The organism is Streptomyces azureus, from assembly GCF_001270025.1.
In the GTDB taxonomy this organism is placed as follows: domain Bacteria; phylum Actinomycetota; class Actinomycetes; order Streptomycetales; family Streptomycetaceae; genus Streptomyces; species Streptomyces azureus.
This window is the reverse complement of sequence record NZ_DF968357.1, coordinates 42,041-55,720: the sequence shown is the minus strand read 5'-3', so window position 1 is coordinate 55,720 and position 13,680 is coordinate 42,041. Positions and strand designations below refer to the sequence as shown.

The 13,680-nt window shown below is 70.7% G+C and carries 13 protein-coding genes and 2 pseudogenes; 7 read left to right on the top strand and 8 right to left on the bottom strand.

The genetic code is table 11. From position 1 onward, the window contains the following. Positions 1-5 precede the first annotated feature (5 nt). Positions 6-1,172, top strand: a complete 1,167-nt coding sequence (locus tag AOQ53_RS27900) for an SUKH-4 family immunity protein (RefSeq protein WP_059421413.1) — start codon at positions 6-8, stop codon at positions 1,170-1,172. Between the two features lie 103 nt (positions 1,173-1,275). Next, positions 1,276-1,518, top strand: a pseudogene (locus AOQ53_RS47805) (DUF6083 domain-containing protein); the annotation flags it as partial. Positions 1,519-1,563: 45 nt separating this feature from the next. Here the strand turns inward: AOQ53_RS47805 and AOQ53_RS41735 are convergent. Next, positions 1,564-1,707, bottom strand: a pseudogene (locus AOQ53_RS41735) (dihydrofolate reductase family protein); the annotation flags it as partial. Positions 1,708-1,845: 138 nt separating this feature from the next. Here AOQ53_RS41735 and AOQ53_RS27890 point away from each other — a divergent pair. The 4 genes from AOQ53_RS27890 (at position 1,846) to AOQ53_RS27875 (ending at position 7,182) form a co-directional block, all read left to right on the top strand. Next, positions 1,846-3,309 carry an MFS transporter gene (locus AOQ53_RS27890; RefSeq protein WP_059421409.1) on the top strand — a complete coding sequence of 488 codons (1,464 nt, stop codon included), beginning with the start codon at positions 1,846-1,848 and terminating at the stop codon, positions 3,307-3,309. Between the two features lie 202 nt (positions 3,310-3,511). Next, positions 3,512-5,311: a DEAD/DEAH box helicase gene (locus tag AOQ53_RS27885; protein ID WP_059421406.1), complete on the top strand. Its 1,800-nt coding sequence runs from the start codon at positions 3,512-3,514 to the stop codon at positions 5,309-5,311. A 364-nt stretch (positions 5,312-5,675) separates the two neighbouring features. After that, a complete protein-coding gene (locus AOQ53_RS27880; RefSeq protein WP_059421404.1) occupies positions 5,676-6,317 on the top strand; it encodes an IclR family transcriptional regulator in 642 nt (213 codons plus the stop codon). Between the two features lie 76 nt (positions 6,318-6,393). Then, the gene (locus tag AOQ53_RS27875) at positions 6,394-7,182 is read left to right on the top strand and encodes a S16 family serine protease (protein WP_059421403.1); all 789 of its coding nucleotides are present in this window, start codon (positions 6,394-6,396) and stop codon (positions 7,180-7,182) included. Here AOQ53_RS27875 and AOQ53_RS46660 read toward each other — a convergent pair. From AOQ53_RS46660 to AOQ53_RS27840, 7 genes are read right to left on the bottom strand one after another with little or no spacing between them, the layout of a single operon-like run. Further along, on the bottom strand, positions 7,179-7,358 hold the full coding sequence (locus AOQ53_RS46660; RefSeq protein WP_059421402.1) for a hypothetical protein: 180 nt from the start codon (positions 7,356-7,358) through the stop codon (positions 7,179-7,181). The genes AOQ53_RS27875 and AOQ53_RS46660 overlap by 4 nt on opposite strands. Before the next feature lie 12 nt (positions 7,359-7,370). After that, entirely contained in the window at positions 7,371-7,946 is a 576-nt protein-coding gene (locus AOQ53_RS27865; protein ID WP_059421401.1) for an ArsR/SmtB family transcription factor, read from the bottom strand. Between the two features lie 60 nt (positions 7,947-8,006). Then, positions 8,007-8,969: a glycine betaine ABC transporter substrate-binding protein gene (locus tag AOQ53_RS27860; protein WP_059421399.1), complete on the bottom strand. Its 963-nt coding sequence runs from the start codon at positions 8,967-8,969 to the stop codon at positions 8,007-8,009. Next, a complete protein-coding gene (locus AOQ53_RS27855) occupies positions 8,966-9,787 on the bottom strand; it encodes an ABC transporter permease (RefSeq protein ID WP_059421398.1) in 822 nt (273 codons plus the stop codon). The genes AOQ53_RS27860 and AOQ53_RS27855 overlap by 4 nt, the downstream gene beginning before the upstream one ends. Further along, a complete protein-coding gene (locus AOQ53_RS27850; RefSeq protein ID WP_059421397.1) occupies positions 9,784-11,043 on the bottom strand; it encodes a betaine/proline/choline family ABC transporter ATP-binding protein in 1,260 nt (419 codons plus the stop codon). Before AOQ53_RS27850 ends, AOQ53_RS27855 begins: the two co-directional genes overlap by 4 nt. Then, a complete protein-coding gene (locus tag AOQ53_RS27845; RefSeq protein WP_059421396.1) occupies positions 11,036-11,683 on the bottom strand; it encodes an ABC transporter permease in 648 nt (215 codons plus the stop codon). Before AOQ53_RS27845 ends, AOQ53_RS27850 begins: the two co-directional genes overlap by 8 nt. A gap of 18 nt (positions 11,684-11,701) precedes the next feature. Beyond that, positions 11,702-12,172, bottom strand: a complete 471-nt coding sequence (locus AOQ53_RS27840) for an Lrp/AsnC family transcriptional regulator (RefSeq protein ID WP_020277695.1) — start codon at positions 12,170-12,172, stop codon at positions 11,702-11,704. A 123-nt stretch (positions 12,173-12,295) separates the two neighbouring features. Here AOQ53_RS27840 and hppD point away from each other — a divergent pair, with 123 nt between their 5' ends. Beyond that, positions 12,296-13,441, top strand: a complete 1,146-nt coding sequence (gene hppD / locus AOQ53_RS27835) for a 4-hydroxyphenylpyruvate dioxygenase (protein WP_059421394.1) — start codon at positions 12,296-12,298, stop codon at positions 13,439-13,441. The last annotated feature ends 239 nt before the right edge of the window (positions 13,442-13,680 follow it).

Genomic DNA, 13,680 nt, shown 5'->3' with positions numbered 1-13,680 from the left:
AGCCCATGAGTACGACCGACGCCGGTTCCGCGGTGATCACCCTGACCGAGTCCGAGCTGGACCCGTGGGTGACGCACGCGTCGACACGGCACTGGCTGACCGGGCCCGGACTGCCGGGCGACAGCGGCGTGCTGAGCTTCGCCGAGTTGGACCGGGAGGGTCTGCGCACGGTGGCGGACTCGACGGGCGACCCGGAGGACCGGCTGTCGGCGGAGCTGCGCGAGCAGCTCGTGATAGGCGGACTGCTCGGGCCCGGAGGCCTGGAGACGGAGTCCGTCCTGCTGGACGGCGCGACGGGCGAGATCTCGACGACGTACTTCCTGCACGACCGCCCCGACCTGATGGACCGCCGCCCTCTGGCGCCCTCGCTGCGGACACTGGTCCGCTTCGCCGAGGCGACGGACGAACTGGCGGGCCTGCGCGGCCAGTTCGCCTCCTACGCGGGCCGCTTCGGCCCGAAGGCGGTGGCGCAGGCCTCCCAGCACCTGCTGGCGGTGTTCCGGGACGGGACGGACGGCGAGCCGGCCCCGTTCTGGAAGATGGCGGCCCTGATCCGCCCCCTGTCCCTGGTCGCGGGCCGGGGCGGCGCATCCGGCCTGTCCCTGGACCTCCCGCACCGCCTCCTGGACCAGGAGTTCGGCCCCGGCAAGGTGGCCCGCTTCGAGGACGTCGACTTCCCCGCGACCCTCACGCACGAGCCGACCCGCCGCTTCCTGCGCGAGGTGGGTCTGCCGGAGGATGCCTACGTCTTCTCCCTGGACACGGACGTCCCCCTGGCGACGCTGGCTGAGTACTACGCCGACAGGGACGACCTGACGGAACTTCCCTCCGGCGCCCACCGCCTGATACGCCTCGGCCACCTCGTCGAGGACAACAGCCTGGTCGTCGACGGCGCGACGGGAGCGGTCCTGAACTGGTGCGGGCCCGAGGCGACGCTGTACCCGCTGAACACGGACGTGTCGACCCTGGCGTTCACCCTCTGGCTGCTGCACCGCGAGCGGGCGATCGACGCCCAGTCGGACCACGAGCTGACGACCGACACCTACGACCAGCTGGCCATGACGATGCTCCAGGTCCTGTCGGCGGTCGACCCGACGGGCGTCACGGCGGGCAACTCGGGCCGCCACTACTGGACGGACGCGTTCCAGGACGAGGCGGGCGGGGTGTTGTAGGAGCGGGGTGCCGTAGGAGCCGGGTCCGCCTCACCTCGTCCCCCCACCCGACTGCTCCCGTTGCGCCCTGATTGCGCCCTGGTCCACTCCTGAACGCACCCACATGCTCGGTTTTATGGGGGATACAGGCGAGTCGAGCATCATCCCGTTACCCGACCCCGACGGACACCGGCAGCCGCCACCGGGCACGCCGCAGCCGTGGGAGAAGACCGACCGGGCCCAGGCCGCGATGGAAGGCGCCACCGGCCCTGAGCCGCCCGCTCCACCCGTCTGCCCCAACTGCGGGCTTGTCGGCGACCGGCGTGTCACCTACTACGGCTGGCACGTCCTCCTCGAACCGGACATACCGGTGCCCGCGCACATGGTGCCCGCCTGGCACCGCTGGTACGTGTTCGAACATCCAGGCGTGCAGCTTGTCGCCCGTGCCGTCGTCGTCGTCGCCGAACGGGCGTTCCTCGGTCTGGTTGAGCCCGGCCGAGTAGCCGTCGGCCGTGATCGTGATGTCGCAGATCACTCTGCCCGTTCCTTCGGTCATCGCTCTCTCCTCCAAGGGGCGGCGTGAACAGACACAGCATGACGTCCCCTGCCGAGAGGAGTCGTACGACAAAGGTCCCAGGCGGGGGCCGTCTCGCGACAGGGGTCAAAGTGTTCCGTGGCCCTTACCCTGGCGGTCATGACCGTCCCGAAGCCGCGTGACGCAGATGTCGTGGAAGCCGATGGCCTGCCCTCCGTCCCCGTGACGGACGAGACCGTGCTGGGGCGGGCCTATCGGGCGCTGAGCTTCGGGATCGTTTCCGTGGTGCTGCTCATCGCCTTCGAGGCGACGGCCGTCGGTACGGCGATGCCCGTCGCCGCGCGGGAGCTCGACGGGGTGTCGCTGTACGCGTTCGCGTTCTCCGGGTACTTCACGACCAGCCTCTTCGGGATGGTGCTCGCCGGGCAGTGGTCGGACCGGCGCGGGCCTCTCGGGCCGTTGACGACGGGCATCGCCTCCTTCGGGGCCGGGCTGGTGCTGTCGGGGACCGCCGGGGCGATGTGGGTGTTCATCCTGGGGCGGGCCGTGCAGGGGCTCGGCGGCGGGCTGGTGATCGTCGCGCTGTACGTCGTCGTCGGGCGGGCGTATCCGGAGCGGCTGCGGCCGGCCATCATGGCCGCGTTCGCCGCGAGCTGGATCCTGCCGTCGATCGTCGGCCCTCTCGCCGCCGGCACGGTGACCGAGCAGCTCGGGTGGCGGTGGGTGTTCATCGGGATACCCGTGCTCGTCGTCTTCCCGCTCGCGCTCGCGCTGCCGCAGATACGGCGCCGCGCGGCCGGACCGGCACCTGCGGCGGAGCCTTCTCCGTCCGACCGGCCCCCCTCCCTCAACCGCCGCCGCATCCGCCTGGCCCTGGCCATCTCCCTCGGCGCCGGCCTCCTCCAGTACGCCGCCCAGGACCTGCGCCCCCTCTCGCTCCTGCCGGGCGCGGCCGGACTGGCCCTGCTGGTGCCCGCCGTGCTCGGGCTGCTCCCGCGCGGCACCTACCGGGCCGCTCGCGGGCTGCCGTCGGTCGTGCTGCTGCGCGGCGTCGCCGCGGGGTCCTTCATCGCCGCGGAATCCTTCGTGCCGTTGATGCTGGTGACCCAGCGCGGGCTCAGTCCGACCCTGGCCGGATTCTCGCTCGCCGCTGGCGGCGGGACGTGGGCGCTGGGCTCGTGGGTGCAGTCGCGGCCGCGCTTCGAGCCGTACCGGGAGCGGTTGACGACTCTCGGGATGCTGCTGGTGGCGGCGGCCATCGCCACCGCACCGAGTGTGCTGATCGACTCCGTGCCCGTCTGGACCCTGGCCGTCGTCTGGGCCTTCGGCTGCTTCGGCATGGGCCTCGTCATCTCCTCCACGAGCGTGCTCCTGCTCAAGCTCTCCGCCCCCGAGGAGGCCGGCACCAACTCCGCCGCCCTCCAGATCTCCGACGGCCTCTCCAACGTCGTCCTGCTCTCCGCCGGCGGCGCCGCCTTCGCCGCCCTCGGCGGCGGCACGGTCACCCACACCACCACCGACGCCACTGGCTCCCACCCGGCCGCCTTCACCGCGGTGTTCCTGCCCATGGCGGTGGTGGCGCTGGTGGGGGCCTGGGTGACTACGCGGATGCGGGAGCGGTGAGAAGCGGTGGGCGGGTGGACGAGAGCGACGTCCGCCTCATCACCTGGCGCCTGCGGCGGCTGTGACGTGGATCCCACCCTGGTGTGACCCGGCCTGGTCTGCGCATGGGCAGTGGTGGGCCGCCGGTAGGGTGGCCCGGTTGTCATACGTAGCCGAGCCGTCAGGCTCCCTCGAACGAGCCGCCCGACCCCCAACGGAGACCGTGACTACCACCGCCGGCACCAGCTCTGCCTCGCACCACCTGTCCCCGGCGTTCCCCGGCCGCGCCCCCTGGGGTACCGCAAGCAAACTGCGCGCCTGGCAGCAGGGCGCGATGGAGAAGTACATCCAGGAGCAGCCGCGGGACTTCCTGGCGGTCGCCACCCCCGGCGCCGGCAAGACGACCTTCGCGCTGACGCTGGCGTCCTGGCTGCTGCACCACCATGTCGTGCAGCAGGTCACCGTCGTGGCCCCGACCGAGCACCTGAAGAAGCAGTGGGCCGAGGCCGCGGCCCGGATAGGCATCAAGCTCGACCCGGAGTACAGCGCCGGGCCGCTCGGCCGGGAGTACCACGGAGTCGCCGTGACGTACGCGGGTGTCGGTGTGCGGCCGATGCTGCACCGCAACCGCGTCGAGCAGCGCAAGACCCTGGTCATCCTCGACGAGATCCATCACGCCGGTGACAGCAAGTCCTGGGGCGAGGCCTGTCTGGAGGCCTTCGAGCCCGCCACCCGCCGGCTGGCCCTGACCGGTACGCCCTTCCGGTCCGACACCAACCCCATCCCCTTCGTGACGTACGAGGAAGGGCAGGACGGGATCCGGCGGTCCGCCGCCGACTACACCTACGGGTACGGCAACGCGCTCGCCGACAACGTCGTCCGGCCGGTCATCTTCCTCTCCTACAGCGGCAACATGCGCTGGCGCACCAAGGCCGGTGACGAGGTCGCCGCGCGGCTCGGCGAGCCCATGACCAAGGACGCCATCAGCCAGGCCTGGCGGACCGCCCTCGATCCGCGCGGTGAGTGGATGCCCGCGGTGCTGCGCGCCGCCGACCAGCGGCTGACCGAGGTCAGGAAGGCCATCCCGGACGCCGGTGCGCTCGTCATCGCCTCCGACCAGGAGTCGGCCCGCGCGTACGCCAAGCTCATCCGGGAGATCACCGGCAGCAAGGCGACCCTCGTGCTGTCCGACGACTCCGGGGCCTCCGAGCGGATCGACGAGTTCAGCGGCAACACCGACCGGTGGATGGTGGCGGTCCGGATGGTGTCCGAGGGCGTCGACGTGCCCCGCCTCGCGGTCGGGGTGTACGCCACCACCATCTCGACGCCGCTCTTCTTCGCACAGGCCGTCGGGCGTTTCGTGCGGTCCCGGCGGCGCGGCGAGACGGCCTCCGTGTTCCTGCCGACCGTGCCCGACCTGCTCTCCTTCGCCAACGAGATGGAGCGCGAGCGAGACCACGTCCTCGACAAGCCCAAGAAGGAGGGCGAGGAGGACCCGTACGCCGAATCCGAGAAGGAGATGGAGGAGGCGAACAAGGAGCAGGACGAGGACACCGGCGAGCAGGACATGCTGCCCTTCGAGGCGCTGGAGTCCGACGCGGTCTTCGACCGGGTCATGTACAACGGTGCCGAGTTCGGCATGCAGGCCCACCCGGGGAGCGAGGAGGAGCAGGACTACCTCGGCATCCCCGGGCTGCTGGAGCCCGACCAGGTCCAGCTGCTGCTCCAGAAGCGGCAGGCCCGGCAGATCGCGCACAGCCGCAAGAAGCCGGACGAGGAGGCCGACCTGCTCGAAGTGCCCGCCGAGCGGCGACCGGTCGTCTCGCACAAGGAGATGATGGAGCTGCGGCGTCAGCTCAACACGATGGTCGGCGCGTACGTCCACCAGAGCGGCAAGCCGCACGGCGTGATCCACACGGAGCTGCGGCGCGTGTGCGGGGGGCCTCCTGCGGCGGAGGCGACGGCGGGGCAGCTGCGCCAGCGGATCGCCAAGGTCCAGGAGTGGGCTACGCGGATGAAGTGACGCCGGGCGTCGTCGTCACAGGGCCGGCCGAGGCCGGCCCGTTCCGTATGTGTGGGTGTCGTGTGTGCTCATCGGGGCCCGATGGGTGCCCTGTTGCACGTATCCGGGCAAACAGTGCCAGTCGGCCTCGACGTGTGCCCGGATTCTGGACGGAGCCTTCCGCTCAGCGAACCCCCTTCGCTACTGTCCGGCTACGCATACGCCCCGTGGCAGCGCCGCCGCGGAGCGCAGCCGTGAAGCGACGCGGCCCGGACAGGCCGGGCCGCCGGCCGATCGGCGGCCTCTGAAGCGCGTTGTCGACGGGACTCGGTGACGCACCCGACCGCCAGAGGGCCGCCGACCTCACCACTAAGGAGTGGGCGTCGTGACCGCGGAGACCTCCCAGACGCTCGACAGAGGACTGCGTGTCCTCAAGCTGCTCGCCGACACGGACCACGGGCTGACCGTGACCGAGCTCTCCCTCAAACTGGGCGTCAACCGGACCGTTGTGTACCGGTTGCTCGCCACGCTGGAACAGCACGCGCTCATACGCCGTGACCTGGGCGGACGTGCCCGGGTCGGGCTCGGGGTGCTGCGTCTGGGGCGGCAGGTCCATCCACTGGTACGCGAGGCCGCGATGCCGGCGCTGCGGTCGCTGGCCGAGGACATCGGCGCGACGGCGCACCTGACCCTGGTCGACGGTGCGGACGCGCTCGCCGTGGCCGTGGTGGAGCCGACCTGGACGGACTATCACGTCGCCTACCGGGCCGGGTTCCGGCACCCCCTGGAGCGCGGGGCCGCGGGCAAGGCGATACTCGCGGCCCGGCAGCACCCGATGACGGACCCGGGGTACACCCTGACGCACGGGGAGCTGGAGGCGGGAGCCTGCGGGGCCGCGGCGCCGTTGCTGGGGGTCACTGGGGTCGAGGGCAGTGTGGGCGTGGTGATGCTGGCGGACCTGGTGCCGGAGCGGGTCGGGCCACGGGTCGTCGAAGCGGCGCGGGAGGTCGCCGAGGCGCTGCGCTGAGGTACGCCATGTCCTCGGGGAAGGGTTCGGACGACCTGGCCCCGGCCTGGTCCCACCCCCGAGTTAGATTGATCCCGTGTTCTCTCGCCTCACGCGCCCCCAGATCGTCGCCGTCTGTGCCCTGCCCGTCGCGGCCCTGCTCGCCACGGCGGTGTTCGCGCCGTTGCCGTTCTCGGTGGCGCGGCCGGGGGAGACGGCGAACGTACTCGGCGAGCACAAGGGCACGCCGGTGATCACCATCTCGGGGGCGCCGACCCGGGACACCCGTGGGCAGTTGCGGATGACGACCATCGTGGCGACCTCGCCGGACCGCCGCGTCTCGTTCCCCGACGTCATCGACAGCTGGTTCCGCAGCGACGAGGCCGTCATGCCGCGCGATGCCATCTACCCGGGGGACAGCGTCAAGGAGATCGAGCGGCACAACAAGAAGCAGATGAAGGAGTCCCAGGACGCGGCGACGCAGGCCGCGCTGGGCTACCTCGGCCTCGACGGCAAGGACGTCAAGGTCGACCTGAAGCTCACCGACGTGGTCGGACCCAGTGCGGGGCTGCTGTTCTCCCTGGGGATCATCGACAAGCTCGACGGCGACGGCATCGGCGGCGACCTCACGGGCGGGCGCGTCATCGCCGGTACGGGCACGATCTCCGCCGACGGCACGGTCGGCGCGGTGGGCGGCGTCGCCCTCAAGACCCAGGCCGCCAAGCGTGACGGTGCGACCGTGTTCCTCGTCCCGAAGGCGGAGTGCGCGGACGCGCGGGCCGAACTGCCGAAGGGCCTGCGGCTGATTCCGGTGACCACGCTGAAGAGCACAGTGAGCTCACTGGTGGCCCTGGAGACGGGGAAGGGGTCCGTGCCCAGCTGTTAGTGGGCGGCGGCTGCCGTCCCCGGCCGGATGGCGAGTCTTAAACCGACCTCTACGAGGGTCCAGCCCAGGCGGGTACGGAGGGCGTGTCGGTTCCGGGCGGCGGGACGGACGCCGGCCTCGGCACGGAGTTCGTCGGCGCGTGCGCGGTGCAGGGCGAGATGGATGTCCGGGTGCATGCGGATGGCCTCTCACGGCGTCGTCTGGCTGGGGAAGACGTGCGTGTGGACGCGCACCGTTTCCGCGTCCGGGGTGCCCTCGGCCAGAGGGCGGTAGCTCTGGACCAGGTCGTGCATCCTGCCGATCAGCTCACGGGCGAGTTCGGGAGTGAGGCGCAGGGTGAAGTCGCTCAGGTCGGTGGCGCCGTCCCACTCCCCGGCCCAGTCGTTCGCGGTGCCGAGCCAGGTCGCGACCTCTCGGGTGTGCACGTTCGCGAGCTCGTAGCGGAACATGGCGACGGCTCCGCGCACGGCCGGATCCGGGTCCTTGATCAGGGTTTCGTCGAGTTGGACGCCGCTGTCCGCCGCCTTCCACCAGCGCTCCCGTCCCTTGCCGCGCTCCGGATCGTCCGCGACGAAGCCGTGCGTGGCGAGCTGCCGCAGGTGGTAACTGGTCGCGCCACTAGACTCGCCCAGTTTCTCCGCCAGTTGGGAGGCGGTCGCGGGCCCACCGCGCCGCAGCGCGATCAGTAGCTGCATCCGTAGGGGATGGGCCAGGCCGCGGAGGGATCGGGCATCGAGCAGCCGTGGAGCTGGTTCTTCGGGCATGCATGCAAAGATAGCCTTGCAAAGGGGCCTTTGCAACGGCTTCTTTGTGAGTCTTGTAAGTCACCCCTCCCTGACAAGCCCTTCCGCCACCATCCATTCCAGCGCCACCTGATGCGGATCCTCCCCATCCACATCCACCTTGGCGTTCAGCGTCCGTGCCACCGTGTTGTTCAGCTTCGCCGTCACCGGGTCCAGGACGTCCGCGATCGCCGGCCACCGCTTGAGGGTCTTCGCGTTGATCATCGGCGCGGCGTTGTAGTGGGGGAAGAACCTCCGGTCGTCCGCCATGACCGCCAGGTTCATGGACTCGATGCGACCGTCGGTGGTGAACACCTCCCCGTACGGGCAACTCCCCTTCGACGTCTGGGTGTAGATGATCCCCGTGTCCATCTGCGTGACGCTCCGCGCCGGCAGCTTCATCCCGTACGCCTGCTGCATGCCCGGCAACCCGTCCGCCCGGTTCGCGAACTCGACCTCCACGCACAGCTTCACCGCCCCCGGGTCGGACTTCGCCAGCTTCGCCACGTCGGACAGGGTCTTCGTGCCGTACTTCCTCGCGTTCTCCTGGTTCATCGCCAGCGCGTACGTGTTGTTCAGGGACGACGGCCGCAGCCAGGCCAGCCCGTTCGCCGCGTCGGCCTTCCGCACCGCCTCCCACTGCTCGCGCGGATCGGGGATCGGCTTGCTGTGCCCCAGGTACGTGATCCAGGCCGTGCCCGTGTACTCGTACCCGGCGTCGGCGTCGCCCTTGCGGACGGCCTCGCGGCTGCCGATGGAACCCTGGATGCCCGTGCGGTCGAGCACCTCGGCGCCGGCCGCCTCCAGGGCGATGCCCATGATCGCACCGAGGATCAGTCCCTCGGTGAACGACTTCGACGTCACCGTCAGGCTCGCGTCCTTCAGCGGCTCGCCCCGCCCGGCCGACCCGGGCCGCACGTCGTCCGCCATGGGGGAGCCGCTGGTCAGGCCGCAGCCCGCGACCAGCAGTCCCGCTGCCGCCGCCAGGCACATCCGCCGCCTCATGGCTGGAGCCCCCGGGGCCGCAGGAGCACTTCCGCCAGCGAGGCCAGCCAGTCCACGAGCAGTGCCAGGACCACCGTGAGGACCGAGCCCAGCACCAGCACCGGCATCCGCTGGTTGGTGATCCCGGTCGTGATCAGCACGCCCAGTCCGCCGCCCCCGCCGAAGACCGCCAGGGTCGCCGTGCCGACGTTCAGGACGAGGGCCGTGCGGACACCCGCCAGGATCAGCGGGACCGCGAGGGGAAGCTCCACCCGGGTCAGGACTCCCAACGGCGACATGCCGATGCCCCGCGCCGCCTCCAGCAGCGTCGGGTCGTTCGCCTTCAGGCCGGTGATCGTGTTCGACAGCACGGGCAGGACGGCGTACACGATGATGCCGATCAGGGCGGCCCTGCGGCCGATGCCCAGCCAGATGACGAGGAGCGCCAGCAGTCCGATCGCGGGGGCCGCCTGGCCCATGTTGGCGAAGGCCAAGGCCACTGGGGTGGCCCTGCGGAACGCCCCGCGGGTCAGCAGGATCCCCAGCGGGATCGCGATGATCAGCACGAAGAACGTCGAGATCGCGGTCAGCTGGATGTGCTGCCACAGGGCCTTCGAGACCTGGCCGCCGGACAGCGCGTTCCGGGACAGCGCGTCCAGGTCGGCCTGCTGGAACCACAGCCAGGTGGCGAGCAGTACGGCCACCAGGGCGGCGGGCAGGACGGTCAGCTTCTGCCAGCCGACGCGCCGGGGCGGCGGGCCGGGTGGCGTCCGGGGCGCCTCGGCCTGGTCTTCGTCCGCCGGCTCGGGGGCGGTGCGCACCTGCCCCGGAGCGGTCACCGCGTCCCTCCGAAGCCGCCCACGCTCGTGACGCCCCCGCCGCCCTCCTGCTCCGCTTGCGTCCGCGCCGCCCGCAGTTCCTCCAGCTCGTGCTGGTGCTCCAGCGCGTCGAACCGGTCGGCCTCCAGCATGTCGTGCACGGAGTTGAGGAGCGTCTCCATGTCGACGACGCCGGTGTACTCACCGCGCCGTCCCGTCACCGCCACCCGCCCGGCGTTGTCGGTGAGCACCGCCTCCAGCGCGTCCCGCAGGGTCGCGTCGCGGGTGACCGTGTCGTGCACCAGCGTCCCGGCCCGGGCCAGCGAGCCCCGGGCCCGCATCAGGTCGCCGCGTCTGAGCCACTTGTAGGGGCGGCCGCGCCGGTCGAGCAGCAGGACCTCGTTGGTGCCGGCGGCCCGCAGCCGGTTGAAGACCTGCTGCAACGGGTCGTCGATCGTCACCGTCGGATAGTCGGTGATCTCCACGTCCCGCACGCGGGTCAGGTTCAGCCGCTTCAGCGCCGCCCCGGCGCCGACGAACCCGGACACGAAGTCGTCCGCCGGGTTGGTGAGGATGGCCTCCGGGGTGTCGAACTGCGCGATGTGGGAGCGTTCGCGCAGGACTGCGATCCGGTCGCCGATCTTGATCGCCTCGTCGAAGTCGTGCGTGACGAAGACGATCGTCTTGTGCAGCTCGTGCTGGAGCCGGATCAGCTCGTCCTGGAGATGGTCGCGGGTGATCGGGTCCACCGCCCCGAACGGCTCGTCCATCAGCAGCACCGGGGGATCGGCGGCGAGGGCCCGTGCCACGCCCACGCGCTGCTGCTGGCCGCCGGAGAGCTGGCGCGGGTAACGGCCCTGGAACTCGCCCGGGTCGAGGCCGACCAGATCGAGGAGTTCCTCGGTCCGCGCCCTGATCCGGGCCTTCGGCCAGCCGATCATCCTCGGTACGAGCGCGATGTTCTGCGCGACCGTCATGTGCGGGAAGAGCCCGGCGGACTGGATGGCGTAGCCGACCTTGCGCCGCAGCCCGACCGGGTCGATGTCGGTGACGTCCTCACCGCCCATGCGGATACGGCCGCCGGTCGGCTCGATCAGCCTGTTGATCATCTTGAGCGTGGTCGACTTGCCGCAACCCGAGGGGCCGACGAAGACGACGACCTCGCCCGCCTTGATCTCCATGCTCACGTTGTCCACGGCCGGCTGCGCACCGCCGGGGTAGCGCTTGGTCAGGTTCTCCAGCTCGATGGAGGCCCCGTGGCCATCGGTCTCAGGCACGGATCCCCCTGGGAATGGTCAGCCGCCCGATCAGGACGTACGCGGCGTCGAACAGCAGCGCCAGCACGATGATGCCGAGCGTGCCCGCGAGGACCTGGTTCAGCGCGTTGGCGCTGCCCAGCGAGGCGAGGCCGCGGAAGATGACGTTGCCGAGGCCGGGTCCCGAGGCGTACGCCGCGATGGCCGCGATGCCCATCAGCATCTGGGTCGCGACCCGGATCCCGGTCAGGATCGGCGGCCAGGCCAGCGGCAGCTCGATCCGCAGCAGCCGGGCCGGGCGGGACATCCCGATGCCCGTGGCCGCGTCCACCAGCGACGGGTCGACCCCGCGCAGCCCGACGATCGCGTTGCGCACGACCGGCAGCAGCCCGTACAGCGTCAGCGCGATCACCGTCGGCGCCACGCCCAGCCCCACGACCGGGATGAGCAGCCCGATCAGGGCGAGCGCCGGCACGGTCAGGACAGTGGCGGTGGCCGTGGTCGCGAGGTTCCCGGCCCACTCGCTGCGGTATGTGGCGGCGCCGATCAGGACTCCGAGCACGGTCGCGACGACCATGCACTGGAAGACGGCGCTCGCGTGCTGACAGGCGTCCGTGAGCAGCTGCTGGTGGCGGCTCGCCAGAAACTCCCAGAAGTTCACACGCGCTCACCCCACGACTCAGGTCTCCTCCGCGGCCTGCTCCACGAGCGGGATGATCCGCAGCGGAACGGGGTTCTCCATGACGATCGCCGTGGAGGCCCGGACGATGCCATCAAAACCGACGACCCGGTCGATCACACGCTGGAGATCGGCGTTCGAGCGGGCCACCAGCCGGCACAGCATGTCCCCGCTGCCGGTGGTGGTGTGCAGCTCCAGCACCTCGGGCACGGTCGCCAAGTGGGCCCGTACGTCGGCGCCTTGGCCCTGCCGGATCTGGAGCGTCGCGAACGCCGTGACCGGGTAGCCGAGCGCCGCCGGGTCCACCTCCGGGCCGAAGCCGCGGATGACTCCGTTCGACTGAAGCCTGTCCAGCCGCGCCTGCACGGTACCCCGGGCCACGCCGAGCCGCCGGGACATCTCCAGCACCCCGATCCGCGGCTCCCGCGCCAGCAGCAGGATGATCCGGCCGTCCAGATGATCGATCGCCACAGCAGCCTCCCGGCGTGGTCATCCTGTACAGAAGCGCCGTCGATACGGCCGTATTGCTGAACAGATTGCCCAGCGGAAACGCAAACTATTGCGCACCTTGCCGGGCGGGGAGACCCTGCGGCTATGACGCAGACCACACACCACACTCCCGACACCGCCCGGCAGGCCGACCCCTTCCCGGTCAAGGGAATGGACGCGGTCGTCTTCGCCGTGGGCAACGCCAAGCAGGCGGCGCACTACTACTCCACCGCCTTCGGCATGAAGCTGGTCGCCTACTCCGGACCGGAGAACGGCAGCCGCGAGACCGCTGCTTACGTCCTGGAGAACGGCTCCGCCCGCTTCGTCCTCACCTCGGTCATCAAGCCGACCACCGACTGGGGCCGTTTCCTCGCCCGGCACGTGGCCGAGCACGGCGACGGCGTCGTCGACCTCGCCATCGAGGTGCCGGACGCGCGCGCCGCGTACGCCTACGCGCTCGAACACGGTGCCCGCTCGGTGGCCGAGCCGTACGAGCTCAAGGACGAGCACGGCACGGTCGTCCTGGCCGCGATCGCCACCTACGGCGAGACCCGCCACACCCTCGTCGAGCGCTCCGGCTACGACGGCCCGTACCTGCCCGGCTTCGTGGCTGCCAAGCCGATGGTCGAGCCGCCCGCCCACCGCACCTTCCAGGCCATCGACCACTGCGTCGGCAACGTCGAGCTCGGCCGGATGAACGAGTGGGTCGGCTTCTACAACAAGGTGATGGGCTTCACGAACATGAAGGAGTTCGTGGGCGACGACATCGCCACCGAGTACAGCGCGCTGATGTCGAAGGTCGTCGCCGACGGCACGCTCAAGGTCAAGTTCCCGATCAACGAGCCGGCCATCGCCAAGAAGAAGTCCCAGATCGACGAGTACCTGGAGTTCTACGGCGGCGCGGGCGTCCAGCACATCGCGCTCAACACCAACGACATCGTGCAGACGGTCCGCACCATGCGCGCGGCCGGCGTCGAGTTCCTGAACACGCCCGACTCCTACTACGACACGCTGGGGGAGTGGGTCGGCGAGACCCGGGTCCCGATCGGCACCCTGCGCGAGCTGAAGATCCTCGCCGACCGTGACGAGGACGGCTACCTGCTGCAGATCTTCACCAAGCCGGTCCAGGACCGCCCGACCGTCTTCTTCGAGATCATCGAGCGCCACGGCTCGATGGGTTTCGGCAAGGGCAACTTCAAGGCCCTGTTCGAGGCGATCGAGCGAGAGCAGGCCCGGCGCGGCAACCTCTAGTCCCACGGCGGCTCAAGGTTGTGCGGGTGTCACGGGGCACCCGCACGACCCGGCGGATGCTGGAAGCGCCCTGTAGGTCTCGAAGCGTCTCGACGCCCCGTCATCCTCCTCGGATGGCGGGGCGTCGAGACGTCACCCCCATGCAGAAGCCCACTCAAGGAGCCCCCGCAGTGCCATCGGCCCGCAAAGCGGCAGGTCACACCCAGCGCACCGCATCCCTTATGCGCTTGCAGGGTGGG

Excerpts from the sequence above, each read along its gene's own strand:
- AOQ53_RS27890 (WP_059421409.1), top strand. The coding sequence starts at position 1,846 with ATGACCGTCCCGAAGCCGCGTGACGCAGATGTCGTGGAAGCCGATGGC.
- AOQ53_RS27865 (WP_059421401.1), bottom strand. The coding sequence starts at position 7,946 with ATGCCCGAAGAACCAGCTCCACGGCTGCTCGATGCCCGATCCCTCCGC.
- hppD (WP_059421394.1), top strand. The coding sequence starts at position 12,296 with ATGACGCAGACCACACACCACACTCCCGACACCGCCCGGCAGGCCGAC.
- AOQ53_RS27900 (WP_059421413.1), top strand. The coding sequence starts at position 6 with ATGAGTACGACCGACGCCGGTTCCGCGGTGATCACCCTGACCGAGTCC.
- AOQ53_RS27860 (WP_059421399.1), bottom strand. The coding sequence starts at position 8,969 with ATGAGGCGGCGGATGTGCCTGGCGGCGGCAGCGGGACTGCTGGTCGCG.
- AOQ53_RS46660 (WP_059421402.1), bottom strand. The coding sequence starts at position 7,358 with ATGCACCCGGACATCCATCTCGCCCTGCACCGCGCACGCGCCGACGAA.